24 protein-coding genes are annotated in these 24,023 nt (G+C 64.6%); 21 read left to right on the forward strand and 3 right to left on the reverse strand.

Going from position 1 to position 24,023, the window contains the following annotated elements:
* Positions 1-62: 62 nt before the first annotated feature.
* Positions 63-1,577 carry a UxaA family hydrolase gene (locus VQ044_RS09105; RefSeq protein WP_327646826.1) on the forward strand — a complete coding sequence of 505 codons (1,515 nt, stop codon included), beginning with the start codon at positions 63-65 and terminating at the stop codon, positions 1,575-1,577.
* A gap of 77 nt (positions 1,578-1,654) precedes the next feature.
* Here VQ044_RS09105 and VQ044_RS09110 read toward each other — a convergent pair whose 3' ends face one another.
* On the reverse strand, positions 1,655-2,212 hold the full coding sequence (locus tag VQ044_RS09110) for a gluconokinase (protein ID WP_327646827.1): 558 nt from the start codon (positions 2,210-2,212) through the stop codon (positions 1,655-1,657).
* Between the two features lie 448 nt (positions 2,213-2,660).
* Here VQ044_RS09110 and VQ044_RS09115 point away from each other — a divergent pair, with 448 nt between their 5' ends.
* From VQ044_RS09115 to VQ044_RS09150, 8 genes are all read left to right on the forward strand, one after another.
* Positions 2,661-4,091: a mannose-1-phosphate guanylyltransferase/mannose-6-phosphate isomerase gene (locus tag VQ044_RS09115; RefSeq protein ID WP_327624442.1), complete on the forward strand. Its 1,431-nt coding sequence runs from the start codon at positions 2,661-2,663 to the stop codon at positions 4,089-4,091.
* 205 nt (positions 4,092-4,296) lie between these two features.
* Positions 4,297-4,956, forward strand: coding sequence for a cell wall hydrolase (locus tag VQ044_RS25630; protein WP_442872894.1), 660 nt, complete (start codon positions 4,297-4,299; stop codon positions 4,954-4,956).
* A gap of 157 nt (positions 4,957-5,113) precedes the next feature.
* Positions 5,114-6,931, forward strand: coding sequence for an IlvD/Edd family dehydratase (locus VQ044_RS09125; RefSeq protein ID WP_327646828.1), 1,818 nt, complete (start codon positions 5,114-5,116; stop codon positions 6,929-6,931).
* A 38-nt stretch (positions 6,932-6,969) separates the two neighbouring features.
* Positions 6,970-7,722, forward strand: a complete 753-nt coding sequence (locus VQ044_RS09130) for an SDR family oxidoreductase (RefSeq protein ID WP_327646829.1) — start codon at positions 6,970-6,972, stop codon at positions 7,720-7,722.
* Positions 7,723-7,745: 23 nt separating this feature from the next.
* Positions 7,746-8,732: a D-erythronate dehydrogenase gene (gene denD / locus VQ044_RS09135; protein WP_327624439.1), complete on the forward strand. Its 987-nt coding sequence runs from the start codon at positions 7,746-7,748 to the stop codon at positions 8,730-8,732.
* Positions 8,733-8,760: 28 nt separating this feature from the next.
* A complete protein-coding gene (locus VQ044_RS09140) occupies positions 8,761-9,666 on the forward strand; it encodes an NAD(P)-dependent oxidoreductase (RefSeq protein ID WP_327624438.1) in 906 nt (301 codons plus the stop codon).
* A gap of 151 nt (positions 9,667-9,817) precedes the next feature.
* Positions 9,818-10,492: a GntR family transcriptional regulator gene (locus VQ044_RS09145; protein ID WP_327624437.1), complete on the forward strand. Its 675-nt coding sequence runs from the start codon at positions 9,818-9,820 to the stop codon at positions 10,490-10,492.
* A 68-nt stretch (positions 10,493-10,560) separates the two neighbouring features.
* On the forward strand, positions 10,561-11,484 hold the full coding sequence (locus tag VQ044_RS09150) for an NAD(P)-dependent oxidoreductase (RefSeq protein ID WP_327624436.1): 924 nt from the start codon (positions 10,561-10,563) through the stop codon (positions 11,482-11,484).
* Positions 11,485-11,523: 39 nt separating this feature from the next.
* On the opposite strand, the gene galE is transcribed toward VQ044_RS09150, so the two are convergent.
* On the reverse strand, positions 11,524-12,513 hold the full coding sequence (galE, locus tag VQ044_RS09155) for a UDP-glucose 4-epimerase GalE (protein WP_327624435.1): 990 nt from the start codon (positions 12,511-12,513) through the stop codon (positions 11,524-11,526).
* A 305-nt stretch (positions 12,514-12,818) separates the two neighbouring features.
* Here galE and VQ044_RS09160 point away from each other — a divergent pair, with 305 nt between their 5' ends.
* From VQ044_RS09160 to VQ044_RS09195, 8 genes are all read left to right on the forward strand, one after another.
* Positions 12,819-13,511: a 50S ribosomal protein L21 gene (locus VQ044_RS09160; protein WP_327646830.1), complete on the forward strand. Its 693-nt coding sequence runs from the start codon at positions 12,819-12,821 to the stop codon at positions 13,509-13,511.
* Positions 13,512-13,573: 62 nt separating this feature from the next.
* A complete protein-coding gene (rpmA, locus tag VQ044_RS09165) occupies positions 13,574-13,843 on the forward strand; it encodes a 50S ribosomal protein L27 (RefSeq protein WP_327646832.1) in 270 nt (89 codons plus the stop codon).
* Between the two features lie 84 nt (positions 13,844-13,927).
* Complete coding sequence (locus VQ044_RS09170; RefSeq protein ID WP_327646834.1) at positions 13,928-14,539, forward strand: GNAT family N-acetyltransferase; 612 nt, start codon at positions 13,928-13,930, stop codon at positions 14,537-14,539.
* Positions 14,536-15,135 carry a DUF3833 family protein gene (locus VQ044_RS09175; RefSeq protein WP_331827663.1) on the forward strand — a complete coding sequence of 200 codons (600 nt, stop codon included), beginning with the start codon at positions 14,536-14,538 and terminating at the stop codon, positions 15,133-15,135. Before VQ044_RS09170 ends, VQ044_RS09175 begins: the two co-directional genes overlap by 4 nt.
* A 260-nt stretch (positions 15,136-15,395) precedes the next feature.
* Positions 15,396-16,448 (forward strand): GTPase ObgE, encoded by a 1,053-nt coding sequence (obgE, locus tag VQ044_RS09180; protein WP_327646837.1) that lies wholly within the window; start codon positions 15,396-15,398, stop codon positions 16,446-16,448.
* Positions 16,448-17,599 (forward strand): glutamate 5-kinase, encoded by a 1,152-nt coding sequence (gene proB / locus VQ044_RS09185; RefSeq protein ID WP_327646839.1) that lies wholly within the window; start codon positions 16,448-16,450, stop codon positions 17,597-17,599. Before obgE ends, proB begins: the two co-directional genes overlap by 1 nt.
* 26 nt (positions 17,600-17,625) lie before the next feature.
* Positions 17,626-18,909 (forward strand): glutamate-5-semialdehyde dehydrogenase, encoded by a 1,284-nt coding sequence (locus tag VQ044_RS09190; RefSeq protein WP_327646840.1) that lies wholly within the window; start codon positions 17,626-17,628, stop codon positions 18,907-18,909.
* 11 nt (positions 18,910-18,920) lie between these two features.
* Positions 18,921-19,556 (forward strand): nicotinate-nucleotide adenylyltransferase, encoded by a 636-nt coding sequence (locus tag VQ044_RS09195; protein ID WP_327646842.1) that lies wholly within the window; start codon positions 18,921-18,923, stop codon positions 19,554-19,556.
* A 137-nt stretch (positions 19,557-19,693) separates the two neighbouring features.
* Here VQ044_RS09195 and VQ044_RS09200 read toward each other — a convergent pair whose 3' ends face one another.
* A complete protein-coding gene (locus VQ044_RS09200) occupies positions 19,694-20,467 on the reverse strand; it encodes a FadR/GntR family transcriptional regulator (RefSeq protein ID WP_327624426.1) in 774 nt (257 codons plus the stop codon).
* A 108-nt stretch (positions 20,468-20,575) separates the two neighbouring features.
* Between VQ044_RS09200 and VQ044_RS09205 the strand changes: the two genes are divergently transcribed.
* The 4 genes from VQ044_RS09205 to VQ044_RS09220 are packed head-to-tail and all read left to right on the forward strand — an operon-like array spanning position 20,576 to position 24,000.
* Positions 20,576-21,565, forward strand: coding sequence for an ABC transporter substrate-binding protein (locus VQ044_RS09205; RefSeq protein WP_327646845.1), 990 nt, complete (start codon positions 20,576-20,578; stop codon positions 21,563-21,565).
* Positions 21,558-22,436: an ABC transporter permease gene (locus VQ044_RS09210; protein WP_327624423.1), complete on the forward strand. Its 879-nt coding sequence runs from the start codon at positions 21,558-21,560 to the stop codon at positions 22,434-22,436. The genes VQ044_RS09205 and VQ044_RS09210 overlap by 8 nt, the downstream gene beginning before the upstream one ends.
* Positions 22,433-23,236, forward strand: a complete 804-nt coding sequence (locus VQ044_RS09215) for an ABC transporter ATP-binding protein (RefSeq protein ID WP_327624421.1) — start codon at positions 22,433-22,435, stop codon at positions 23,234-23,236. The genes VQ044_RS09210 and VQ044_RS09215 overlap by 4 nt, the downstream gene beginning before the upstream one ends.
* 8 nt (positions 23,237-23,244) lie before the next feature.
* Entirely contained in the window at positions 23,245-24,000 is a 756-nt protein-coding gene (locus VQ044_RS09220) for an ABC transporter permease (RefSeq protein ID WP_327646847.1), read from the forward strand.
* Positions 24,001-24,023 lie beyond the last annotated feature (23 nt).

A 24,023-nucleotide genomic window follows, 5' to 3' on the forward strand; every position in this document is an offset into this window, starting at 1 on the left:
ACCGCGACGGCGCCGTCATGCTCATGTGTTTCGGCGGCCTCGGTTCCAGGGACAACCAGACAATGTCGACCAATACGGTTCGCCTCGACTCCTCCGACAATGTGGTGACGGCGCTGCGGGCGCTCGAAGCCGGCGCGGAGGTGGAAGACGTCCGGACGCTGACGATGATCCCGCGCGGCCACAAGATCGCCACGCGGGCGATCCCCAAGGGCGAGCCGATCATAAAGTATGCGCAGGTGATCGGCTACGCCGGCGAGCCGATCGCGGCGGGCGCTCACGTCCACACCCAGAATGTCGAATTCCGCGGCACTGCGCATGACTACGAATTTTCGACCGATCTGCGCCCCGTTGCCCCGGTTGCGTCGGACAAACGCGACAGCTTCATGGGCTATCGCCGCGCCGACGGGCGGGTCGGCACGCGCAACACCATCGCGATTCTGACGTCGGTCAATTGCTCGGCGACGGCGGCCCGCAAGATCGCCGAAGCGTTCGGGCCGGAGGAACTCGCCGCCTATCCGAATGTCGACGGGGTCACGGCGTTCGTACACGGCACCGGTTGTGGCATGGGCGGCGATGGCGAAGGTTTCGACGCGCTGCAGCGGGTGATGTGGGGCTATGCCCGCCATCCCAATGTGGCCGGCGTCCTGATGGTGGGACTCGGCTGCGAGGTCAACCAGATCGACTGGCTGCTTGAGGCCTACGGTATCGAAAAGGGACCGATGTTTCAGGCGATGAACATCCAGGATGTCGCCGGCCTACGGCGCACCATCGAAATGGGCGTCGAGAAGGTTCGGGCGATGCTACCAATCGCCGATCAGGCTCGCCGCGAGCCGTGCCCGGCCTCCGAGTTGACCGTCGCGTTGCAATGCGGCGGTTCGGACGCCTGGTCGGGGATCACGGCGAACCCGGCGCTCGGCTATGCGTGCGATCTCCTCGTCGCGCAGGGCGGAACCGGCGTTCTCGCCGAAACCCCGGAGATCTACGGGGCCGAGCACCTTTTGACGCGCCGGGCGAAGGACGTGAAGACCGGTGAGAAACTCGTCAAGCTGATCGAGTGGTGGGAGGACTATACCGATCGCAACAAGGGCTCGATGGACAACAATCCCAGCCCCGGCAACAAGAAGGGCGGCCTGACCACGATCCTGGAAAAGTCGCTCGGCGCCGCCGCCAAGGGCGGGACCACGCCGCTGATGGGCGTCTACAAATACGGCGAGCCGATCCGCGAGCGCGGTTTCGTGTTCATGGACTCGCCCGGTTACGATCCCGCCTCGGTCACCGGACAGATCGCATCGGGCTGCAACCTCGTCGCCTTCACGACGGGCCGCGGCTCGGCGGCAGGCTTCAAGCCGTCACCCTCGATCAAGATCGCGACCAACACCGAGATGTACCGGCGGATGACCGAGGACATGGACGTCGATGCTGGCCGGATCGTCTCGGAAGGCCGCTCGATCGAGGAACTCGGTCGCGAGATCTACGCCATGCTGCTGCGGGTCGCCTCCGGCGAGATGTCGAAATCCGAGGCGCAAGGGCTCGGCGATTACGAGTTCGTGCCCTGGCAAATCGGCGCGACGATGTAGAGGCGGGAGCGCGACCCTGATTGCCGGAACAGGACCCGCGCGTCATCCGGCGGGGGCGAGAAGGCGGGGTCGCGCACTCAGGCCGGGGCGGCGCCCGGATTCCGACCTGTTCGTTGCATAACAGTCTCCACAAGCGTGAGGACCTCGGCAACGACGTCATCCAGGCTCGGAGAAACGTCGATCACATGAGCGTCCTCCTCGAGCGGGATCGGTGTTTCCAGATCGAGGAGTTGACTATCGAGCAATGCGGCGGGCGCGAAATGGTCGCGGCGCGCCAGCATGCGGTCATGGATCAGGCCGCGCGCGCCGGCCAGGTGAATGACGCATAGCGCATCGATCTCCCGACGCAGGAAGTCCCGATTGCTCTTTCTGAGCGCCGAACAGGCCAGGAAGACCGGCCGTTGCTGCTCCAGGCGGGTTCGCTCCACAGCGCCGCACACCCGCCGCAGCCAGCCCTTTCGGATGAAATCGTTGATCGGGATACCGCAGGACATGCCGTTGATATGCTTGGCGAGATGAAAGTCATTGGCATCGAGAAAGATGCCATTGAGACGATGGGCGAGCGCTTGTCCGACCGTGCTTTTCCCTGCCCCGGATACCCCCATGAGCAGGAAGACGGGACTTGAAGGTGTCATGGCTTCGTCCTCCCGGTCTGCTTGGAACAATTCGTACTCACGCGGTTGTCCCTGATAGCGAAGGGTTGATACCGACATTATCGCCCATCGGTTTCATTTTTCTTAGAGGCCGTTTCGAAACCCTGCCAAGACCAGCCTCCATGGTTCACCCGGGACGCCCAAACCCGCGGAAATCGGGTATCATGTCATTGCGGAGCGACCATCCGAGGGGCCTTTGAACCCGCCGCAGTGAGTTTCGAAACGGACTCTTAGACAGTCAGCTCGTAACGTGCGCCAGATTGTCGTGGTTTCAACCGGCAGAAGTTGGCGCGCAAGCGAGTTCGTCCTCATGAAGCCGCAGAGCTGGCCGGCGATCGGGCTTGTGGTGCCGCGCAAATGGACACTGACAGATCGATCGGCTACGCAAGGCCGATAGGCGATGGGACGAGCTTTGGGAGGCGTTGGCGGCGTGCAGGATCATCCTCTGGTTCCGATCATCATGGCCGGCGGGGCGGGCACACGCCTCTGGCCGGTATCGCGCGATTCCATGCCGAAGCAGTTCATCGCACTGCTCGATGAAGGAATGTCGACCTTCCAGGCCACGCTTCTGCGCTTCAAGGACGAGGCATTCGGCGAACCGATCGTCGTCACCAACCACGAATTCCGGTTCATCGTGGCCGAGCAGATGGCGACCCTTGGAATAACGGGGGATATCGTCCTGGAGCCGGAACGCCGCGATTCCGCCGCGGCCGTGGCCGTCGGAGCGGTGCTCGCGGCCGATCGCGCACCTGACAGCATCTGCATTGTCGTCGCCGCCGATCACGCCATCGAGAACGCCGACGCTTTCGTAAACGACTGCCTGCTGGCCGCAACGGTCGCCGCCGGCGGGCCGATCATGACCATCGGCATCGAGCCCGATTGCCCGTCCACCGCCTATGGCTACATCGAGCGGTCGGACGACATTCTCGGCGAGCGGGCGCACGGTCTTGCAAGATTCGTGGAAAAGCCGGTGCGCGAAGTGGCGGAGCGCTACGTTGCCGAAGGCTATCTGTGGAACAGCGGCAATTTCATCTTTTCCATCGGCACGATCCTGGAGGAGATGGAGCGTCATTGCCCCGAGGTTCTGAGCGCCGCGCGCAAAGCCGTCGCAAGGGCGGTACGCGATCTCGATTTCCTTCGCCTCGATGCGAATGAATTTGCCAACGCACCGAGAATTTCGATCGATCATGCGTTGATGGAGAAGACCGAGCGGGCGGGGGTGCTCGCGGCATCGTTCGACTGGTCGGACATCGGCGCCTGGGACGCGATCCACGATCTCAAGGCCAAGGACGACAACGGCAATCGTCTCGAAGGCCCTGTCGCCGTGCTCGACACGACGAACAGCTTTATCCGCAGCGAGGACATGCTGACGGCCGCGGTCGGCCTCGACGGCGTGATCGTCGTGGCGACGCAGGACGCGGTCTTGGTCGCCGCCAAGAGCGAGGCCGGCCGCGTCAAGGATCTGGTCGCCGATATGAAGCGCGACGGGCGGCGCGAGGCGAGCGAGCATCTGAGAATCTACCGGCCATGGGGCTGGTATCAGCGCATCGATATCGGCGAGCGCTTTCAGGTCAAGCATATCTGCGTCAAGCCCGGCGGGCTGTTGAGCCTGCAGCGCCACCACCATCGCGCCGAACATTGGGTCGTGGTCCATGGCACGGCCGAGGTGACGATCGACGGCACGGTCTCGCTGTTCCACGAGAACGAAGCGGCCTATCTGCCGATCGGCTGCGTCCACCGTCTGCACAATCCGGGCAAGATCGACCTCAAGCTGATCGAGGTTCAGGTCGGCAGCTACACCGGCGAAGACGACATCGTGCGCATCGAGGACGTTTACGCCCGCGCGGATTCTGCCGTCTGAGCCCACGCGCGAAAGCTGGCGTTTACGCGGCGCCGCGCGGGCGCTGCTTGGCCGGCTGGCCGTTTCCCTGAAAATTTTAGTCGATCCTTAACGGTGTTCGACCTTTTCGGCGCTCGTCGAGCGGGAGCGCACCACCCGTTAAGTCTTATTCCGCAGGCTGATCGCATTTGAACGTGACAGACGTTCCGACGCTCGAGACCCTGCGATGGCTGTGCCGAAACCGACGATTCTCCGCCGCAACGCGATGCTTCTTGCGGTGCTCACTGTTTTCGGAGCCTGCGCCAGCGGACCGCGCCTGCGCCCGATGACCGCGCACGAATGCATGACACGGGTGATGTATTTCGAATCGAATCGCTCGAGCCCCGACGGGATGCTGGCTGTCGGCACGGTGGTGATGAACCGGCTCCAGAGCGGCCTCTATCCGAAATCGGTCTGTGGGGTCGTTGGCCAGAAGAACCAGTTCGCCCCAGGCGTACTTTCGAAGCCAATGAACAAGGGCCGCGACCTCGCCGCCAAGATGGCCACGCGGGTTCTCAGGGGCGAACGTCACCCAAGCGTCAGCAAGGCGATGTTCTTCCACACGGCCGGGATGACCTTCCCCTACACCAACATGCATTATCTGGTCGAAGCGGGCGGCAACGTGTTCTACGAAAAGCGCAAGAATGCCCGCCGAATCGGCGATCCGCCGTTTCGCAATCCGGCATCGCGGACGGTGCAGTCCGAACCGCGTTTGATCCGCATCGCCGAGGAACCACGCTATGTGAGGCCTCCGTCGGTGTCTCATCGTATCGCTGCGCCAGCCACCCACAGCGTAGGCCTTGCGCCGATGACCGTGGCCGATCTCATCGCCGCGAACGGTAACTGACCGAACCACGGATTTCCCCTTTCCCGTTCCGATCGCTCTCGCCTCTCACCGGAAGGCGGGATAAGAGTTTGAATGCCGAGCGGACTAATGTATACGTTATGCAGCGTATCGTTGCGAAGGTGCGACGGCGGCGCATAGGGATGCATCCGGAGACCCGATGACAAATGACCTCAAGGCCGGCCAACTACGCTCCCGCGCGTGGTTCGACAATCCGTCCAATCCGGACATGACGGCGCTCTATCTCGAACGCTATCTCAATTTCGGCCTCAGCCAGGAAGAGCTGCAGTCGGGCAAGCCGATCATCGGCATTGCCCAGACCGGCTCGGACCTCAGCCCCTGCAACCGGCATCATCTCGAACTCGCCAAGCGGGTGCGCGAGGGCATTCGCGAGGCCGGCGGCATTGCCATCGAGTTTCCGGTCCATCCAATTCAGGAGACTGGCAAGCGCCCCACTGCGGCGCTGGACCGCAATCTAGCCTATCTCGGGCTGGTCGAGGTGCTTTACGGCTACCCGCTCGACGGGGTGGTTCTCACTATCGGCTGCGACAAAACCACGCCCGCCTGCCTGATGGCGGCGGCGACCGTGAATCTTCCGGCGATCGCTCTGTCGGTCGGTCCGATGCTCAACGGCTGGTTCCGCGGCGAGCGCACCGGTTCCGGCACCATCGTCTGGAAGGCGCGGGAGATGATGGCCGCCGGCGAGATCGACTATGCCGGTTTCGTCAAGCTGGTCGCCTCGTCGGCGCCCTCCACCGGCTACTGCAACACCATGGGTACCGCGACGACGATGAACTCGCTGGCCGAAGTGCTCGGCATGCAACTGCCGGGCTCGGCGGCGATCCCGGCGCCCTATCGCGACCGGCAGGAGATTTCGTATCTCACCGGCAAGCGCATCGTCGATATGGTGCATGAGGATCTGAAACCTACCGACATCATGACGCGCGACGCCTTCATCAACGCAATCCGAGTCAACTCGGCCATTGGCGGCTCGACCAACGCGCCAATCCATTTGAACGGCCTCGCGCGCCATCTCGGCGTCGAACTGTCGATCGACGACTGGCAGACCTATGGCGAGGAAATCCCGCTGCTGGTCAACCTTCAGCCGGCCGGCGAATATCTCGGCGAGGACTACTACCATGCCGGGGGCGTGCCCGCGGTGGTCAATCAGTTGATGAGCAAGGGCCTGATCGCCGAGGACGCGATGACGGTGAATGGCCGAACGATCGGCGACAATTGCCGTGGCGCGGTCATCGAGGACGAGAATGTCATCTGGCCGATCGACCGGCCGTTGCTGCAACATGCCGGCTTCCGGGTGCTCAAGGGCAATCTGTTCGATTCGGCGATCATGAAGCTGTCCGTGATCTCGCCGGAATTCCGCGACCGCTATCTTTCGAACCCGGATGATCCGATGGCGTTCGAGGGTAGGGCGGTGGTCTTCGATGGCCCGGAGGACTATCACGCTCGGATCGACGACCCGGCGCTCGGCATCGACGAACATTGCATCTTGTTCATGCGTGGCGCCGGTCCGATCGGCTATCCGGGCGGGGCCGAAGTGGTCAACATGCGGGCGCCCGACTATCTGTTGAAGCGCGGCATCCATTCGCTGCCATGCGTCGGCGACGGGCGCCAGTCGGGCACGTCCGGCAGCCCCTCGATCCTCAACGCTTCGCCAGAGGCCGCGGCCGGCGGCGGACTGGCGGTGCTGGTCACCGGTGACCGCGTGCGGATCGATATGGGACAGGGCAGCGCCAACATCCTCATTGCGGACGACGAGCTCCAGGCGCGTTTCGCCGCTCTTGCCGAAGCCGGCGGCTATGCCTATCCGGCACATCAGACGCCTTGGCAGGAAATCCAGCGCGGCATGATCTCGCAGTTGGAGACCGGGATGGTGCTCGAGCCGGCCGTCTCCTATCGGCGCCTGGCCCAGGGCGGGGTCGACGGCACCGGCGCTCGCGTGCCACGCGACAATCATTGAACTAACCGTCCGAAGGCGGACAGGAGCAGGGAGTGAGCATGACGAAGCGTCTCGACGGCAAAGTGGCCGTCTGTACGGCCGCCGGACAGGGAATTGGCCGCAAGGTCGCCGAAGCGTTTCTGGAGGCAGGTGCCAAGGTCTACGCATCCGACCGCGACGCGGCGAAGCTGGACGGGCTGAAGTCCTTCGGCATCGTCGATACGGCGGCGCTGGACGTCACCGACTCCGATGCGGTCGCCGCCTATCTGAAGCGGGTCGACACGCCGGACATCCTGTTCAACTGCGCCGGTTTCGTCCATCACGGCACAGTGCTCGATTGCGACGAGGATGCCTGGGACTTTTCCTTCGACCTCAACGTCAAGGCGATGCACCGCACGATCTCAGGCCTGTTGCCGCGCATGGTCGAGGCCGGCGGTGGCTCAATCATCAACATGGCCTCGGCCGCGTCCTCGATCAAAGCGGCGCCGAACCGCTACGTCTACATGGCGACCAAGGCGGCGGTGATCGGCCTCACCCGCTCTGTGGCGATCGACTTCATCAAAAGCGGCATCCGCTGCAACGCGATCTGCCCCGGCACAATCGAATCGCCGTCGCTGGAAGGCCGGATCGAGGATCTGGGCAAGAGCGTCGGCGGCACCGAGAAGGCCAAGACGATGTTCATCGAGCGCCAGCCAATGGGCCGTCTCGGCACCCCCGAGGAGATCGCTCACCTCGCCGTCTATCTCGCCTCGGACGAAAGCCGCTTCACCACCGGCACCACCCAACTGATCGACGGCGGCTGGTCGCTCTGACCCGTCCGTAGGGAGACTGAGTAATGCGAATTCTGATTTTGGGTGCCGGCGGCATGGTCGGCCGGAGGCTCGTCGACAAGCTTCTCGCCGATGGCAACTTCGCCGGCCAGCCGATCGAGGCGATCCACGCCTTCGATGTCGTGGAGCCCAGCTTCGACAAGGCGTCCGGCACCATAGCGATCGAATCGAGCGCGGGAGACATCGCCGATTCCGCCACGGTCGCGGCGCTGGTCGCCAAGCGGCCGGAAATGATCTTCCATCTGGCGGCGATCGTATCGGGCGAGGCGGAGGCCGATTTCGAGAAAGGCTACCGGATCAATCTCGACGGGATGCATCATCTCCTGGAGGCGATCCGCGCGCAGGGTGACGCCTATCGTCCCCGTCTGGTCTTCACCTCCTCGATCGCCGTCTTCGGCGCGCCCTTCGAGGATCAGATCTCCGACACCTTCCAGCAGGCGCCGCTGACCAGCTACGGCACCCAGAAGGCGATCTGCGAATTGCTGCTGGCCGACTATACCCGCAAGGGTTTCGTCGACGGCGTCGGCATCCGCCTGCCGACGATCGTCGTGCGCCCCGGCAAGCCGAACAAGGCGGCGTCGGGGTTCTTCTCCGGCATCATCCGCGAACCGCTGGCCGGCCACGAAGCGAATTTGCCGGTGGACGACGAAGTGCGTCACTGGGTCGCGAGCCCGGCCGCGGCCGTCGGTTTCCTCATCCATGCGGCGACGATGGACACCGAGATACTCGGCGCTCGCCGCTCCTTGTCGATGCCGGGGCTGTCGATCACCATCCGCGAGATGATCGCCGCGTTGCGTGAGGTTGCCGGCGACGAGGTGGCCGGCCGCATCCGGCGCGAGCCGGACGCCACCATCGAGAAGATCGTCTCGGGCTGGCCGCGCGACTTCAAGGCGGACCGGGCCATCGAGGCCGGTTTCGTGGCCGACACCGATTTCGTCGCGATCATTCGCGCCCACATCGCCGACGAGGCCGCCCGCCAGGGCGCCAAGTGACCGGCCTGCACTCGAAGAGGAACACACCATGACGGATCGTCCGCGCATCGGCTTCATCGGCGTCGGCCTGATGGGCCACGGCATGGCCAAGAACATCCTCGAAGGCGGCTACCCGCTGACGGTTCTCGCGCACCGCAACCGCAAGCCGGTCGACGATCTGATGTCGCGGGGAGCCGAGGAGGGGGCAAGCGTCGCCGACATTGCCGAAAAGTCGGACATCGTCTTCCTTTGCCTGCCGGGCAGTCCCGAGGTCGAGGCAACCGTTGGCGAAATTCTCGACGCCAACGGCGCGACCAGGACCATCATCGACAGCTCCACCAGCAATCCGGTTTCCACGCGTGCCGTGGCGGAGCGTTGCCGCCAAGCCGGCGTGACGCTAATCGACGCGCCGTTGTCGCGAACGCCAAAGGAAGCCTGGGAAGGCACGCTCGACACCATGGTCGGCGCCTCGGCCGAGGATTTCGAGCGCGTGCGCCCCATCTTCGAATGCTGGGCCGGCAAGGTCGTGCGCGTCGGCGATACCGGCGCCGGCCACACGATGAAGCTGCTCAACAATTTTCTCTCGCTCGGCTATGCGTCGCTTTATTCCGAAGCGCTGGCGATCGGTGCGAAGAACGGCATTGACGCCAAGACATTTCATGGCGTCATCAGCGGCGGCCGGATGGATTGCGGCTTCTACCAGACCTTCATGCAGTATGTGGTCCAGCGCGACCGCGATGCCCACAAGTTCACCTTGCGCAATGCCCATAAGGACATGCGCTACGTCGTCTCGATGGCCAATGAAAGCGGCATCGCCTCGCATGTCTCGTCGAGCGTGAAGAACGGCCTGGCGACGGCCGAGGCCATCGGCCGGGGTGACGATTACCTGCCGATGCTCTCCGACGTGGTGGCGGAATTGAACGGCATCGGAGCCGCAAAGGGCTCGAAAGAATGAGCGGAGGACCGCGAACGCTGATGCGCCGGAAGCAGGGAGGCTCGCACTGACCAAACCGGACACCACCAGCGACAGCGGTCGCAGAAAGACGGCCACGGTCACCACGCCGGGCGGTTCGCGGCCACGGCCGACGCTCCAGGGCGTCGGCAAGATGCCGGCGCGCGAGCGGGCCTATCACGAACTGAAGTTTCGGATCCTCGAAGGCCGCCTGCCACCCGGCACTACGCTGCTGGAGACCGAGGTGGCCAATCTTCTGTCGCTCAGTCGCACGCCAATCCGCGAGGCGCTGATCCGGCTGGAGGAGGAGGGCCTCGTCGCGGTGCGGCCGCGCCATGGCATTACCGTGAAGGCCCAGTCGCTCGACGATCTGGCCGATATCTACGAGGTCTTTTCCACACTCGAGGTCAAGGCTGCGCAATTGGCCGCCCGCCGCGGTCTTTCAAAATCCGAGGCCGATCGCTTGCGCGCGCTCATGGGACAGTTGGAGCGCGCGACGCAGCGCGACGACATCGAGCAATGGTCGCGGCTGGACGACATCTTTCATGCCGAGATCGTCTCGTTCTGCGGCAATGCCAGACTGCAGGCGACGCTTCGGCAATATTGGGATCAGCAATATCGCGCCCGTATGGCGATCATGCCGCTCCGCCCGCGCCCGACGCAATCGGATGACGAGCACCGGGCGATCATCGCCGCGATTCTGAGCGGCGACGAGGCCGAAACCAGGCGCCTGCACCAGGAGCATCGCGATCGCGCCGATCGGCAGGCGCTCGATCTCCTGCGCAGCCAGTCCGGCAACCTTTCGGCGGGCGAGGCCAAGGGCCTTTAGCTTCTGTTTTCTCTTCGCGGCCGACCGAGCGCCTGGCGCCGCGTTTCATCTTCTTAAAGGAGCCGCCCATGAGCCTCGACAACATCACCCTGATCGGCACCGGCATCATGGGTGCGCCGATGGTGCGGAACATCGCTAGGGCCGGCTTCCGCGTCACCGTCTGGAATCGGACGCGCGCGAAAGCCGAGGCGCTCGCCGATGTCGCGACCGTCGCCGCCGATCCGCGTGAGGCCGTGGCCGAGGCCGACGCCGTCATCACCATGGTCGACAATTCGCCGATCGTGACGGAAATCTATTTCGGCGAGCTCGGTGTGATCGAGGCGGCGCCGGCAAACGCGCTGTTCATCGACATGTCGTCGATCCAGCCGAGCGTTGCGCGCGATCACGCCGGCGCGGTCGAGAAGGCCGGCCGGCGCCATATCGATGCGCCGGTGTCGGGCGGCGAGAAGGGCGCGATCGAGGCGACGCTCGCGATCATGGCCGGCGGCCGCGCGGAGGACTTCGCCGAGGCGGAACCGGTTTTGAAGGCGATGGGGCGGCCGACTCATGTCGGCGTTCATGGCGCCGGGCAGGTCGCCAAGCTCGCCAACCAGGCCATCGTCGCCGTCACCATCGGTGCCGTCGCCGAGGCGATGCTGCTTGCCCAGGAAGGCGGCTGCGATCCCGCCGCACTGCGCGACGCGCTGATGGGCGGCTTTGCCACCTCGCGCATCCTCGACCTCCACGGCGAGCGGATGACCGAGCGCAACTGGGTTCCCGGCGGCCCGCTCGAACTGCAGTTGAAGGATCTGGAGAACGCTCTCGAAGTGGCGCGGGAGGCGGGGTTGACCCTGCCGCTGACCGAAAAGGCGCGCGACGCTTTCCATGCCCTCGCCAAGGAGATGGAGATGGGTCGTCACGACCACGCGGCCTATCTGCGCTGGCTGGAAGCGATCAATCCCGGCAAGCGGCTCGGCGCCGGCCCCGATCTCAATCCCAGCGCCCACGCCTGACATCCGCCGTCCTTGCCGACGCCACGTTGCCGGCCGTGATCAGCGATGATTGCGGCGGGCGAGGGCGCGTTCCCAGTCGAGGGCATGGCCGACGATCTGCCGCAGATCATCGTATTCGGCGCGCCAGCCGAGCTCCCGGCGGGCCAGGGACGGGTCGGCGACGATGGCCGCGGGGTCGCCGGGCCTGCGGCCCTTTATGCGGATATCGAAGTCTTTGCCGACGACATCCTTGACCGCGCTCAGCACCTCCAGAACCGAATAGCCGCGCCCGTAGCCGCAATTGGCGACCATGCTGGACCCGCCGCCGCGTAGCCGTTCGAGCGCAAGGTAGTGGGCTTTGACGAGGTCGGTGACATGGATGTAGTCGCGCACGCAGGTGCCGTCGGCGGTCGGATAATCGGTGCCGTAGAGTTCGAGGAAGGCGCGTCTGCCGAGGGCGGTTTCGGACGCGACCTTGATCAGATGCGTTGCGCCCCTGGTCGATTCGCCGGTGCGCCCGAGCGGGTCGGCGCCCGCGACATTGAAGTAGCGCAGCGCAGTGGAGCGGAAATCATGGGCAAACGCCGTGTCCCGGAGCATCATCTCGGTCATCAGCTTGGACGAGCCGTAGGGCGATTCCGGCAGCGTCGCGGCCGCCTCGGTGACCGGGATCGTGGCGGGAGAGCCGTAGACGGCCGCGGTCGAGGAAAAGATGAAATGCTTGACGCCGTTCCGGACCGCTGCCGCGATCAGGGCGCGCGACTTGACCGTGTTGTTTTCGTAATAGCCGAGCGGATCGGCAACGGATTCCGGCACGATGATCGAGCCGGCAAAATGGATGATGGCATCGACATCATGGCCCGTGATGGTGCGATCGAGGAGATCGGCATCGCCGACATCGCCGACCACCAGCGTCGCCTCGGGCGGCACCGCCCAGTCGAAGCCGGTGGACAACCGGTCGAGGACGACGACCGTCTCGCCGCGATCCAGGAGTTCCCAGGCCATGTGGCTGCCGATATAGCCGGCGCCGCCGGTGACGAGTATCGCCATGATCGGATCCTGTCCTCATGCTTTCCACGCGGCACGACAGATTGCGACAATGCCGCATGTGCCACGGTGGCAGGTTCATGACCGCCACCGTCGACCCCATATCCGGCGCGTGGTAGGCAAGCAACCGAGCGGTATTGGGCTTCAAAGTTGACTTGACCTTGAGGACCCGGCCCGCTAGTGACGGGCATCAAATTGGGGCGTGGCTTGACCGCGCCCGTTTGTTTTCGCCCTATTCGCAACCGACTGACAAGAAGATGGCCCGGGCCTTTTATGGCGCGAGAGCCGATCGAACGAACGGAGATAAAATGTTCGCAGTCATTAAGACCGGTGGCAAGCAGTACCGCGTTGTCCCTGAAGACCAGTTCACCATCGAGCGTCTGCCTGGCGAGGCCGGCGATCTCCTGACGTTCAAGGAAGTGCTGATGGTCGGCTCGACCATCGGCGCGCCGTTCGTCGCGGGCGCCTCCGTGACCGCCGAGATCATCGGCCAGACGCGCGGCAAGAAGGTCATCTCCTTCAAGAAGCGCCGGCGGCAGAACTCCAAGCGTTCGCGCGGTCATCGCCAGGATCTGACGCTGATCCGCGTCGCCGAAATCCTCACCGACGGCAAGGCGCCGTCGATGACCTCGGCGGCCCGGAGCAAGCCCGCCAAGGCTGTGAAGCCGGTCGAGGACGAGAAGGCCCAACCGGCCAAGGCGGCCGAGAAAGCCGCGAAGCCGGCGAAGCCCGCCGAGAAGGCGGTAGAGCCGAAGCAGGCGACAGCATCCGCGCCGGCGAGCCTGTTCACTGCGCCGAAGGGCGATGCCGACAAGCTGATCACGATCAAGGGCATCGGCCCGGTCGCCGAGAAGCAGCTCAACGAGCAGGGCATCACCACCTTTGCCCAGATCGCCAAGCTGAGTGACAAGGACGTGGCGCGGATCGACGAACATATGCCGTTCAGCGCCGCCCAGATCGAAGATTGGCGCGAGCAGGCTAAAGAGCTGGCGAAGAAATAGGTCCGGGGCGGATTTCCCCCCGCGAACCCGATCCGGTAGCCTGACAGGCAAGGAGACAGACGATGGCACATAAGAAAGCAGGCGGTTCTTCCCGCAATGGTCGCGATTCCGAATCCAAGCGCCTCGGCGTGAAGAAGTTCGGCGGCGAAGCCGTGATTCCAGGCAACATTCTCATCCGGCAGCGCGGCACGCGCTGGCATCCGGGCACGAATGTCGGCATCGGCAAGGATCACACGCTCTTCGCCAAGGCCGAGGGCAACGTCGCGTTCCAGCACAAGGCGAACGGACGAACCTACGTAGCCGTACTGCCGAAAGCAGAAGCCGCCGAGTGACCGGAGCTTCAGAGCGCCGGCGTTCCAACGAACCGGCCCTCTGATCCTTCCGAAACGCATCGGATTTCAGAGCGAAAAGGGGAGATGGACCGCCATCTCCCCTTTTCGCGTCTGAGGAAGGACGATGCGATGACCGAGGATTTTACCGCCGAACGGGACGGCGCCACGATCGAATCAGGACGGCTCCGGCTGCGGCCCTTGGCGATGAAAGACGCACAGCCCTTGGCCAATCTCGCCAATGACCGCCACCTCGCGGCGATGCTCGCGCGCATTCCGCACCCGTACCGGCTTTCAGACGCGCGCGCCTTTATCGCCGATCATGGCTCGGAGATCGTCTTCGCCCTGTGCCTGAAGGAGGAGGATCGGTTCGTCGGTTGTTGCGGATTGAAGCCCTCGGGCAGGAAAGGGCGGGCGGAACTCGGCTATTGGGTCGGCTGGGCCTATTGGGGACGAGGCATCGCGACTGAAGGCGCTCAGGCGGTTATCGACTACGGCTTTACGCGGCTACAGCTCGACGCCATCGACGTCAGCTGCCGTGTCGTCAACGAGTCTTCGCGACGGGTGATCCGGAAATGCGGCTTCCACTTCTGCGGTAGCGGTATGATCGAATCGGTGTCCTCGGGCCGGGTCGCCAGCGAACATTTCGTGATGGATCGCAGCTGCTGGACGTCGCTCAAGGCATGGGGACGGCAATGATGAGAAAGCTCGACGGGCGTCGGAGTTGGCTTTGGCCGACGGCCGTTGCGGGCGGCGCTGTTATTTTGTTCGCGGGCCTGGCTTGGTTCGCCGCGCCGCCCCGAATTCCACAACCCGATCCCGACGGCCTGTCGCTGCCGGATTTCTTCGCGGGCAAGTCGGTCTCGAAGGGCGCGGTGACGACGGCCTTGGTTTTCACCGAGGCTTTCACCGCCGAATTCGACGGCAAGCAGACGGGCGACCAGTTCCAGCTCGACGAGCGCTTTGCCTTTGCCGATGGCAAGCGTCTGCAGCGCTGGGATTTGGTGCGCACCGCGCCGGGTCTTTATGGCGGAACCGTCGCCACGGAGCTGAAGACGGGGCAGCTTGCGCCGCCCATGCCGGTGATCGGTGTCCAGACGAAGAATGGCGCCGTCCTCGACTATGACGGCTATGCGCCCGGCGGTGGGGGCACGCTTCTGCATTTTCGCCACGAGATGACCGGCCGTCCCGACGGTACGGTCGCCAACCACGTCATTATCTCGAAATTCGGGGTTCCGCTCGCCACCTCGGACGTGACCTTCGCTAAGAGCCGGGCTGTGCTCGCACCATATTGAACCGATAACACGGGGTCGTTTCCATCGGCGGCCCGGACCGCTATGACAGGCGAGCTGGACTAGTGGATTAAATTTGACATTTGATACCCATGTGCGGCGGACTCAAGATCAAATATCAAATTTGAAAAATCCATGAGAGTCATAAAGTTGCTAGTGGTCCTTTGATTTCGACATTTGCTTGCCAGGGTGCTCCAAGCGGGATGCAAATGTCGAAATCGGACCACTAGCCGCCGCCAAAAGAAGACGAAAGAACGCACACCATGAAGTTTCTCGACCAGGCCAAGGTCTACATCCGCTCCGGTGATGGCGGTGCCGGCTCGGTCTCGTTCCGCCGCGAGAAGTTCATCGAATTCGGCGGCCCGGACGGCGGCGACGGCGGCAGGGGCGGCGACATCGTCATCGAGGCGGTGGCCGGCCTGAACACCCTGATCGACTATCGCTACCAGCAGCATTTCAAGGCCAAGACCGGCGGGCACGGCATGGGCCGCAACCGCACCGGTGCCAAAAGCCCCGACGTGACGTTGAAAGTGCCTGCGGGAACCCAGGTCTTCGCCGAGGACAACGAGACCCTGCTTTGCGATCTGACCTATATCGGCGAGCGCCATCGTCTGGCTGCCGGCGGCAATGGCGGCTTTGGCAACGCGTATTTCAAGACCTCGGTGAACCAGGCGCCGCGCCGCGCCAATCCGGGTCTCGAAGGCGAGGAGCTGACGATCTGGCTGCGGCTGAAGCTGATCGCCGACGCGGGCCTGGTCGGGCTTCCCAACGCCGGCAAATCCACCTTCCTGGCTTCGGTGACGCGTGCCCGGCCTAAGATTGCCGACTATCCGTTCACGACGCTGCATCCCGGCCTCGGTGTCGCCAAGATCGACGACGCCGAGTTCGTCATTGCCGATATTCCCGGCCTTATCGAGGGCGCCCATGACGGCGTCGGTATCGGCGATCGCTTCCTTGGCCATATCGAGCGGACCAGTGTCCTGTTGCATCTGGTCTCCGCCACCGAGGAAGACGTCGCGGGCGCCTATACGACCGTCCGGCACGAGTTGGAGGCCTACGAGCACGGCTTGGCGGAAAAGCCCGAGATCGTGGCGCTGTCCAAGGTCGACACCTTGACCGAGGAGGCGCGGGCGGAAAAGCTCGCCGAACTGGCGGCGGTGACCACGTCACCTCCGCTGGCGCTGTCGGCGGTGAGCCGCGAGGGCATGACCGAGGCGCTTCGCCAAATGAAGAGCCGCATCGCCAGCCTCGCCCCCGGTGCCGACGCGGACGAGCCGGATCGTTTCGCCGAGGCACAGGCCGCCAGGGAGGAGTGATGACGGACCTACTCGATGGCTACACTCGCATCGTCGTCAAGATTGGCTCCTCGCTTCTGGTCGATCCGCAAAGCGGGCTAAAGCGGACCTGGCTGGAATCGCTCGGCGAGGACATTGCCCGGCTGAGCGGGGAGGGGCGTCAGATTCTGGTCGTCTCCTCCGGCGCCATCGCGCTCGGCCGCAAGCTCCTGAAGATGCCCGCCGGACCGCTGCGGCTCGAGGAAAGCCAGGCGGCCGCGGCCGTCGGGCAGATCGCCCTGTCGCGGACTTATTCGGAGATTCTCGGCCGCCACGGCATCGAGACCGGGCAGATCCTGCTGACCCTCGGCGACACCGAGGAACGCCGGCGCTATCTCAACGCCCGCGCGACGATCTCGACATTGCTCGGCTTCGGCGCGCTGCCGGTCATCAACGAGAACGACACCGTCGCCACATCCGAAATCCGCTATGGCGACAATGACCGTCTGGCGGCCCGCGTCGCGACGATGATGGGCGCCGATCTGCTGATTCTCCTCTCCGACGTCGATGGTCTTTACACGGCGCCGCCCGCCCTCGATCCGGCGGCGCGGCATATCCCGCTGGTCGAGCGGATTACGCCGGACATCGAGGCGATGGCGGGCGCGGCCGGGTCGGAGCTGTCGCGCGGCGGCATGAAGACCAAGATCGATGCTGGCAAGATCGCCACCGGGTCGGGCGCGGCGATGATCATCACGGCGGGCGACCGGCTGTTTCCGCTCAGCGCCATCGAGCGCGGCGAACGCGCGACGCTGTTTCGCGCCGCCGACAATCCGGTTACGGCCCGCAAGCGCTGGATCGCCGGGCATCTCGGCTCCACTGGCGAGCTCGTCGTGGACGCTGGCGCGGTCAAGGCGCTGTGCGCCGGCAAGAGCCTGTTGCCGGCCGGAATCGTTTCCGTCGATGGCGAGTTCCGGCGCGGCGACACGATCGCGGTCACCGGCCCAGACGGACGCAGGATTGCGCGCGGCCTTGTCGCCTACGATGCCGTGGACGCGCGGCGGATTGCCGGGTTGCGGTCGGCGGAGGTGGCGACGGCGCTCGGCTATGAGGGGCGCACGGCGATGATCCATCGCGACGATTTGGTGATGGAAGCGGCGGCGGAACCGGCCGATGAATCCCTGCGCATCGCGTGAGCAGGACGGAAAGCGGAGAGGTGGAGATGCTCGACAGTGCAACGGAGGCCGGCTCGATCGAGGCGCTGATGGCCGCGATCGGCCAGCGCGCGCGCCGTGCCGCGCGGAGCCTCGCCCTGGCGCCGACCGAGGCGAAGAACGCCGCGCTGGAGGCGATGGCGAATGCGATCCTGCAGTCGCGAGAGACGATCCTCGCTGAAAACCGTGCCGATATCGAGCGGGCGAAGCAAAGCGGCATGGCCGCGTCCTTCATCGACCGGCTGACACTGGACGCGGCGCGCATCGGCGCGATCGCCGACGGTATCCGCGCCGTCGCCGCGCTGCCGGACCCCGTCGGTGCGACCATCGCCGCCTGGGAGCGGCCCAACGGTCTGCAGATCGAGCGGGTGCGGACGCCGCTCGGCGTCGTCGGCGTCATCTATGAGAGCCGGCCGAACGTCACCGCCGACGCGGGTGCCCTGTGTCTGAAATCCGGCAATGCGGTCATCCTGCGCGGCGGTTCGGACTCGGCCAGGTCCTCGGCCGCGATCCATGCCGCGCTGGCCGCCGGGCTCGCCCAGGCCGGCCTGCCGGAGGACGCGATCCAGATCGTACCCTCGACCGACCGGGCTGCCGTCGGTGCGATGCTGAAGGGCCTTGACGGTGCCATTGACGTCATCGTGCCGCGTGGTGGGCGTTCGCTCGTCGCCCGCGTCCAGGACGAGGCGCGGGTGCCGGTCTTCGCCCATCTGGAAGGTATCTGTCACGTCTATGTCGACGCAGCCGCCGATCTCGACATGGCCGTCAATGTCGTCGTCAATTCGAAGATGCGGCGCACCGGCATCTGCGGGTCGGCCGAAACGCTGCTGGTCGACCGCGCGGCGGCGAGCACCCAGCTCCTGCCGATCCTCGAGGCGTTGCGGACTGCGGGCTGCGAAATCCGGGCGACCGACGAGGTGCGTCAGCGCTATCCGACCGCCGAGCCCGCGAGCGAGGAGGATTTCGACACCGAATATCTGGATGCAATCATCTCGGTCGCACTGGTCGACGGCGTCGACGGGGCCATTGCCCATATCGAGCGGCATTCGTCCCACCACACCGAGGCGATCGTGACCGCCGACGAGGCTGTGGCGGCGACGTTCTTCGCCGGCATCGATTCCGCCATCCTCCTGCACAACGCCTCGACCCAGTTCGCCGATGGCGGCGAATTCGGCATGGGCGCGGAAATCGGCATCGCCACCGGCAAGATGCATGCGCGCGGGCCGGTCGGCGTCGAGCAGCTGACGAGCTTCAACTACCGCGTCCGCGGGACCGGCCAGACCCGCACGTGACGCAGTCCGACATGAAAGCCGGCTGGCCCGACGGTATCGATCCGGCGGCGCTCGCCATGCCCCACACAGAGCCAGGCATGGTCGTCGGGTTGTTCGGCGGCTCGTTCAATCCGCCGCATCAGGGCCATCGTCTGGTCGCCGAGATCGCCCGGCGGCGACTGCGTCTTGATCGCATCTGGTGGATGGTTACACCCGGCAATCCGCTCAAGGACAATGGCCATCTGCGCCCGCTCCGCGAAAGGCTGGGGACCGTCAAGGCGCTCGCCAGCGGACCGCGCGACGATGTCACCGCCTTCGAGGCGGCGCATCGCATCCGTTACACCGCCGATACGCTGGCGCTCTTGCGTCGAAAACGCCCGGGCATTCGCTTCGTCTGGATCATGGGCGCAGATAGCCTCGCCTCCTTCCATCGCTGGCAGGATTGGCGGCGAATCGTCGCGACGTTTCCCATCGCGGTGGTCGACCGGCCAGGATCGACATTATCGGTTCTGTCGGCCCCCATGGCGCAGGCCTTTGCCTATGCCCGGTTGGCCGAGCGACATGCCGCGGCCCTGCCGTTTCGCGAGCCACCGGCTTGGGTTTTCCTGCACGGTCCGCGTTCCCCGGTGTCGTCGACCGTCCTCAGAAGCATCGGCGGGGGAGGGTAGGCGCCGTCATCGGAGCAGATACGATGTGTTTTTCGGCTGTTGCTCGCGAGACAATTCTCCAGGGGGGGCATAACCAATGCCGGATTGGTTTTCGCAGTGCAGAATAAATCCGCCTCGGAGTTCGCCGCTTCTCGCAACTATTCCGCCGCCGACTGGTGGCGGGCGATCAGATGGGTCTGGACCTGCTGGAGGTGCAAACGCATTCGCGTGGCCGCGGCGCCGAGATTGCGCTCCTCGATCGCATCGACGATCAGATCATGTTCTTCGAAGCTGTGGTGATCGACTGGCGGCTGTGGCAGCTCGGTTCGCAACCGGCCCCAGACGACGGTGCGCCGGACGGCGTTGATCGTGTCGAAAATCGCAAGAAGCAGGGCATTCTTGCCGGCCTCCGCGATGGTGCGGTGAAGCCGGTTGTCCCAGTTTTCATATTGCCGCCAGGTCTCTGCCTGGCGGGCGCTGGAAACGCAGAGCCGCAGCGCCCGGATGTCGTCGATGGTGGCGTGCAACGCCGCCTCGCGCGCCAGTTCCGGTTCGATCACCAGGCGCGCCCGCATCACTTCGGCGGGGCTGGTCTGATCGGCGATCATCGCGACGGAGGCCAGCTCGGCGACCGGGCGCGCACCGACGAAGGTGCCCTTGCCGACATGGCGCCAGAGCTCGCCGTGTTCCTCCAGCACCGCAAGCGCCTTGCGGAGGTCGCCGCGTGACACGCCGATCATTTCCGCCAGTTCGCGCTCCGGCGGCAGCCGGGTGTTCAGCGCGAACTCCTTCTGCGCGAGATAGGCGCGAAGCTGCACCAGGGCGCTCTCGCCGCCATTGCGGTCGATCCGGTCCCGGTCGACGTCGCCCGGCCCGGCGATCTCGGCTTTCGTCAGATTCCGCATTTGGTCAGCATGGTTCAGCTTGATCATCCGGCCCTTATGCCTTAACCAATCGGGTATTGGCAAGGGATTGGCCCGTCAGTGGCCGGTGCGGCACATTATCGGCAGCAACCAAAACAAGCCAATTGGGAGGATACAATGCGAATTTGGACTAAGATGACAGGCACGCTCGCCGCAGGCGTCGTCGCCGCGACGATTGGTTTCGGCATTCCGGCGGTCAGCGCCCAGGAAAAGGTCCGCGTCGCGCTCGGCGATGTGGTGTCGGTGGAAACGCTGGCATTTCTCGTTGCGCTCGACCGGGCCAAGGAAAAGGGCCTCGACTACGAGCTGACGTCTTTCGCCGAGGAGGAGTTGGCGATCCAGGCACTGGTCAGCGGTCAGGCCGATATCGGCGTCGGCACGCCCTACACGATCATCCAGAAGGCCAAGGTGCCACTGCGCGCCGTCTTCCAGATGTCGCGGCTGGTATTCTTTCCCGTCGCGTCGAATGAATACAAGAGTTGGAAGGATCTCGACGGCCAGCCGTTCACCTTTCATGCGCGCGGCACCGGCACCGAGGCGATCGGCAACATCATCGCCGAGCGGGAAGGGATCGAATTCGGCCAGCGCAACTATGTGCCGGGTTCCGAGAACCGCATAATCGCGATGATGAACGGTACGATCAACGCCACCATCGTCGATCTCGCCAACAAGAACATCCTGATGGCAAAGGCCGGCGACAAGTTCCAGGTACTGCCGGGCCTCGACGCCAAGCCGAGTGACGAACTGATCTTCGCCTCGCAGGAATGGCTCACCGCCAATCCGGAACAGGCTGACCTCTTGGTCGAGGAGTTGCTGGGCCTTTGGAAGGAGATGAACAAGGATCCCTCGATCATCGAAACCGAGCGGGCCAAGCGCGACCTGCTCTCCGATCAGCCGCAGGAAATTCTCGACGAAGTTACGCCATTCTATACTGAGGGCGTCGAAAACGAGCTGTTCGACCCCAAGGGCGGCATGGACACGGCCAAGGCCGATTTCGACTTCTACACCAAGGCCGGCCAGCTCGATGGCCCAGCCGACACACTGAAGGTCGAGGATTTCTGGGACCTTGGCCCGCTGCAGCGGGCGGAGCAGAAGCTCGGTGGCTGAGCATCACGACATGGAGGCGGAGCCTGCCGGGCTCCGCCTCTCCCGGTTCCTGCCCTACGGAATGGGCGGGCAGCCGTCCGCCCTCCGTGACCGGCAGCCCAATGCGGCATTCACGTTCCTGACCCATCCGCTAACCCTGCGGGTCCTCTCGGTGATCGTGTTCTGTGTCGCCTGGCAATGGGCCGGCCTGGTGCCGATCAGCCCGGCTTTTCCGACCTTTACCGAAACGATGGCCGCGCTGTGGGAGATGCTGGCCGACGGTTCGCTGATCGTGGCCTTCTCGATCACCCTGCAGCCGCTGATCCTCGGTCTTGTCATTTCGGCCATCTTCGGCGTTGCGATCGGGGTCGCCATGGGCCTCAATTCCAAGGCCGAGTGGGTGGCCTCGCCGATCTTCATCGTCGCGCAGGCGGCGCCGCTCGCCGCGCTCATCCCGCTGATCGTGTTCTCCTACGGCATCGGACTGACGTCGAAGACCATCGTCGTCTGCATCATGGCGATGCCGGTGATCGTGCTGAACTCCTATGCCGCGGTCCGCCACACCCCCGCATCGCTCGTCGAGATGGGGCGCTCGTTCCTCGCGCCGCGATGGAAGGTGATCACGCGGATCATCCTGCCGGCGGCCAGCCCTGTAATCTTCGCCGGGCTTCGGCTCGGTGCCGCTTCGGGCTTCATTGGCGCGATCCTCGCCGAACTGCTGATCACGCCAACCGGGGTCGGCGATCTGATCACCTACAACCGCTCCATCGCGAACTATCCCGGCATGTACGCCGCGATCCTGTCCATCATCGTGTTTTCCGTGCTGTTCATCGAACTGATCGAGCGCGTCGAGGTCACGATCTTCAGACCCGAGAAGCGAGCCATTTCGTGAACGCCATCGCTCCCCTTGCCTTCGCCGCTCCGTCGCCTGTCACCGATTCCGTCGTCGCTGTCCGCAATGTCAGCAAACTCTATCCGGGCGGCGTGCAGGCGCTCGAAAACGTCAGTGTCGATTTTCCTCGCGGCCAGTTGACCTCGCTGCTCGGCCCGTCCGGCTGCGGCAAAACCACGCTTTTGAAGATCATCGCCGGCCTGCTGCCGGCGACCTCGGGCGAAGTGCTGGTCAACGGCAAGCCGGTCGCCGGACCCGGACCCGAGCGCGCCTTCGTGTTCCAGGATTTCGCGCTGATGCCCTGGGCGACAGTGCTGCGGAACGTCGCATTTGGGCTGGAACTGCGCGGCACGCCGAAGGCCGAGCGCGAGGAGATATCCCGCAAATACATCGCCCAGGTGGGTCTCGGCGGCTTCGAGGAGCGCTATCCGCATGAGCTGTCCGGCGGCATGCGCCAGCGGGTCGGTCTCGCCCGGGCGCTGTCGGTCGACGCCGACGTCCTGATGATGGACGAGCCGTTCTCGGCGGTCGATGAACAGAACCGCCGCAAGTTCCAGGAAGACCTACTGACCCTCGTCGCAAACGAGAAGAAGACCTTCATCTTTGTCACCCATTCGATCGAGGAGGCGGTCTACGTCTCCGATCGCATCGTGCTGTTGTCGCCGCGGCCGGGCCGGATCGCCGAGATCATCGAGCCGGACATCAATCGCGACGGCGATGCCGACGCGATCCGCCGGCATCCGGTCTATCTCGATACGGTCGACGCCATCTGGCAGTCGCTCAAGACCTATCTGGACTGAGGCGCGGCATGATCATCTTCGGACATCGCATCCCCATGGTCGGCTCCCTCATCCTCTGGGCCATCCTGTGGGAAATCGTCGGCCAGCTCGAGGTCACCATTCTGCTGCCGCCGCTATCGGCCGTCCTCGTCACACTCGTCGAGATCGTGCCGACCCGGACCTTCATGTCGGCGCTCGGCGTGACCGCCTATGCCTTCGTCGTCGGCAATGTGATCGCGATCGCGGTCGGCGTGCCGCTCGGCATCCTGATGGGCCGGTCGGTGATCGCCGACCGGATCTTTCTGCCCTGGGTCAACCTCTTCCTGTCGGCGCCGCTGACCGCGCTGGTGCCGGTGATCATGGTGCTGTTCGGTCTCGGCCAGACGACCATCATCCTCACCGTCGTCTTGTTCGCGATCTGGATCATCGTCCTCGATTCGCGGGCAGGCGTGCGCTCGATCTCGCCGTCGCTCGTCGAGATGGCGCATGTCTTCGGCGCCAGCCGCTGGCAGGCGTTCCGGCGCATCTACATCTGGGCGGCGCTGCCGGAAATCCTCGCCGGCATTCGTCTCGGCGTGATCCGCGCCGTCAAGGGCGTCATCATCGGTCAACTCCTGGTCTCGATCGTCGGCTTCGGCGCGCTGTTCAAGCTATACGGCTCGCGCTTCCTGATGGAGCATTTCTGGGCCGCGCTGCTGGTCCTGTTTGCGCTCGCCTTCATCCTGGCGGAAAGCCTCGCCTGGCTGGAGCGGCGCGTCGACTTCTATGCCGCCAGCCGCGGCTAACCCCAATCCACCTCAATCAAGGA

It is taken from the genome of Aurantimonas sp. C2-5-R2, assembly GCF_036549495.1.
GTDB lineage: Bacteria > Pseudomonadota > Alphaproteobacteria > Rhizobiales > Rhizobiaceae > Aurantimonas > Aurantimonas coralicida_A.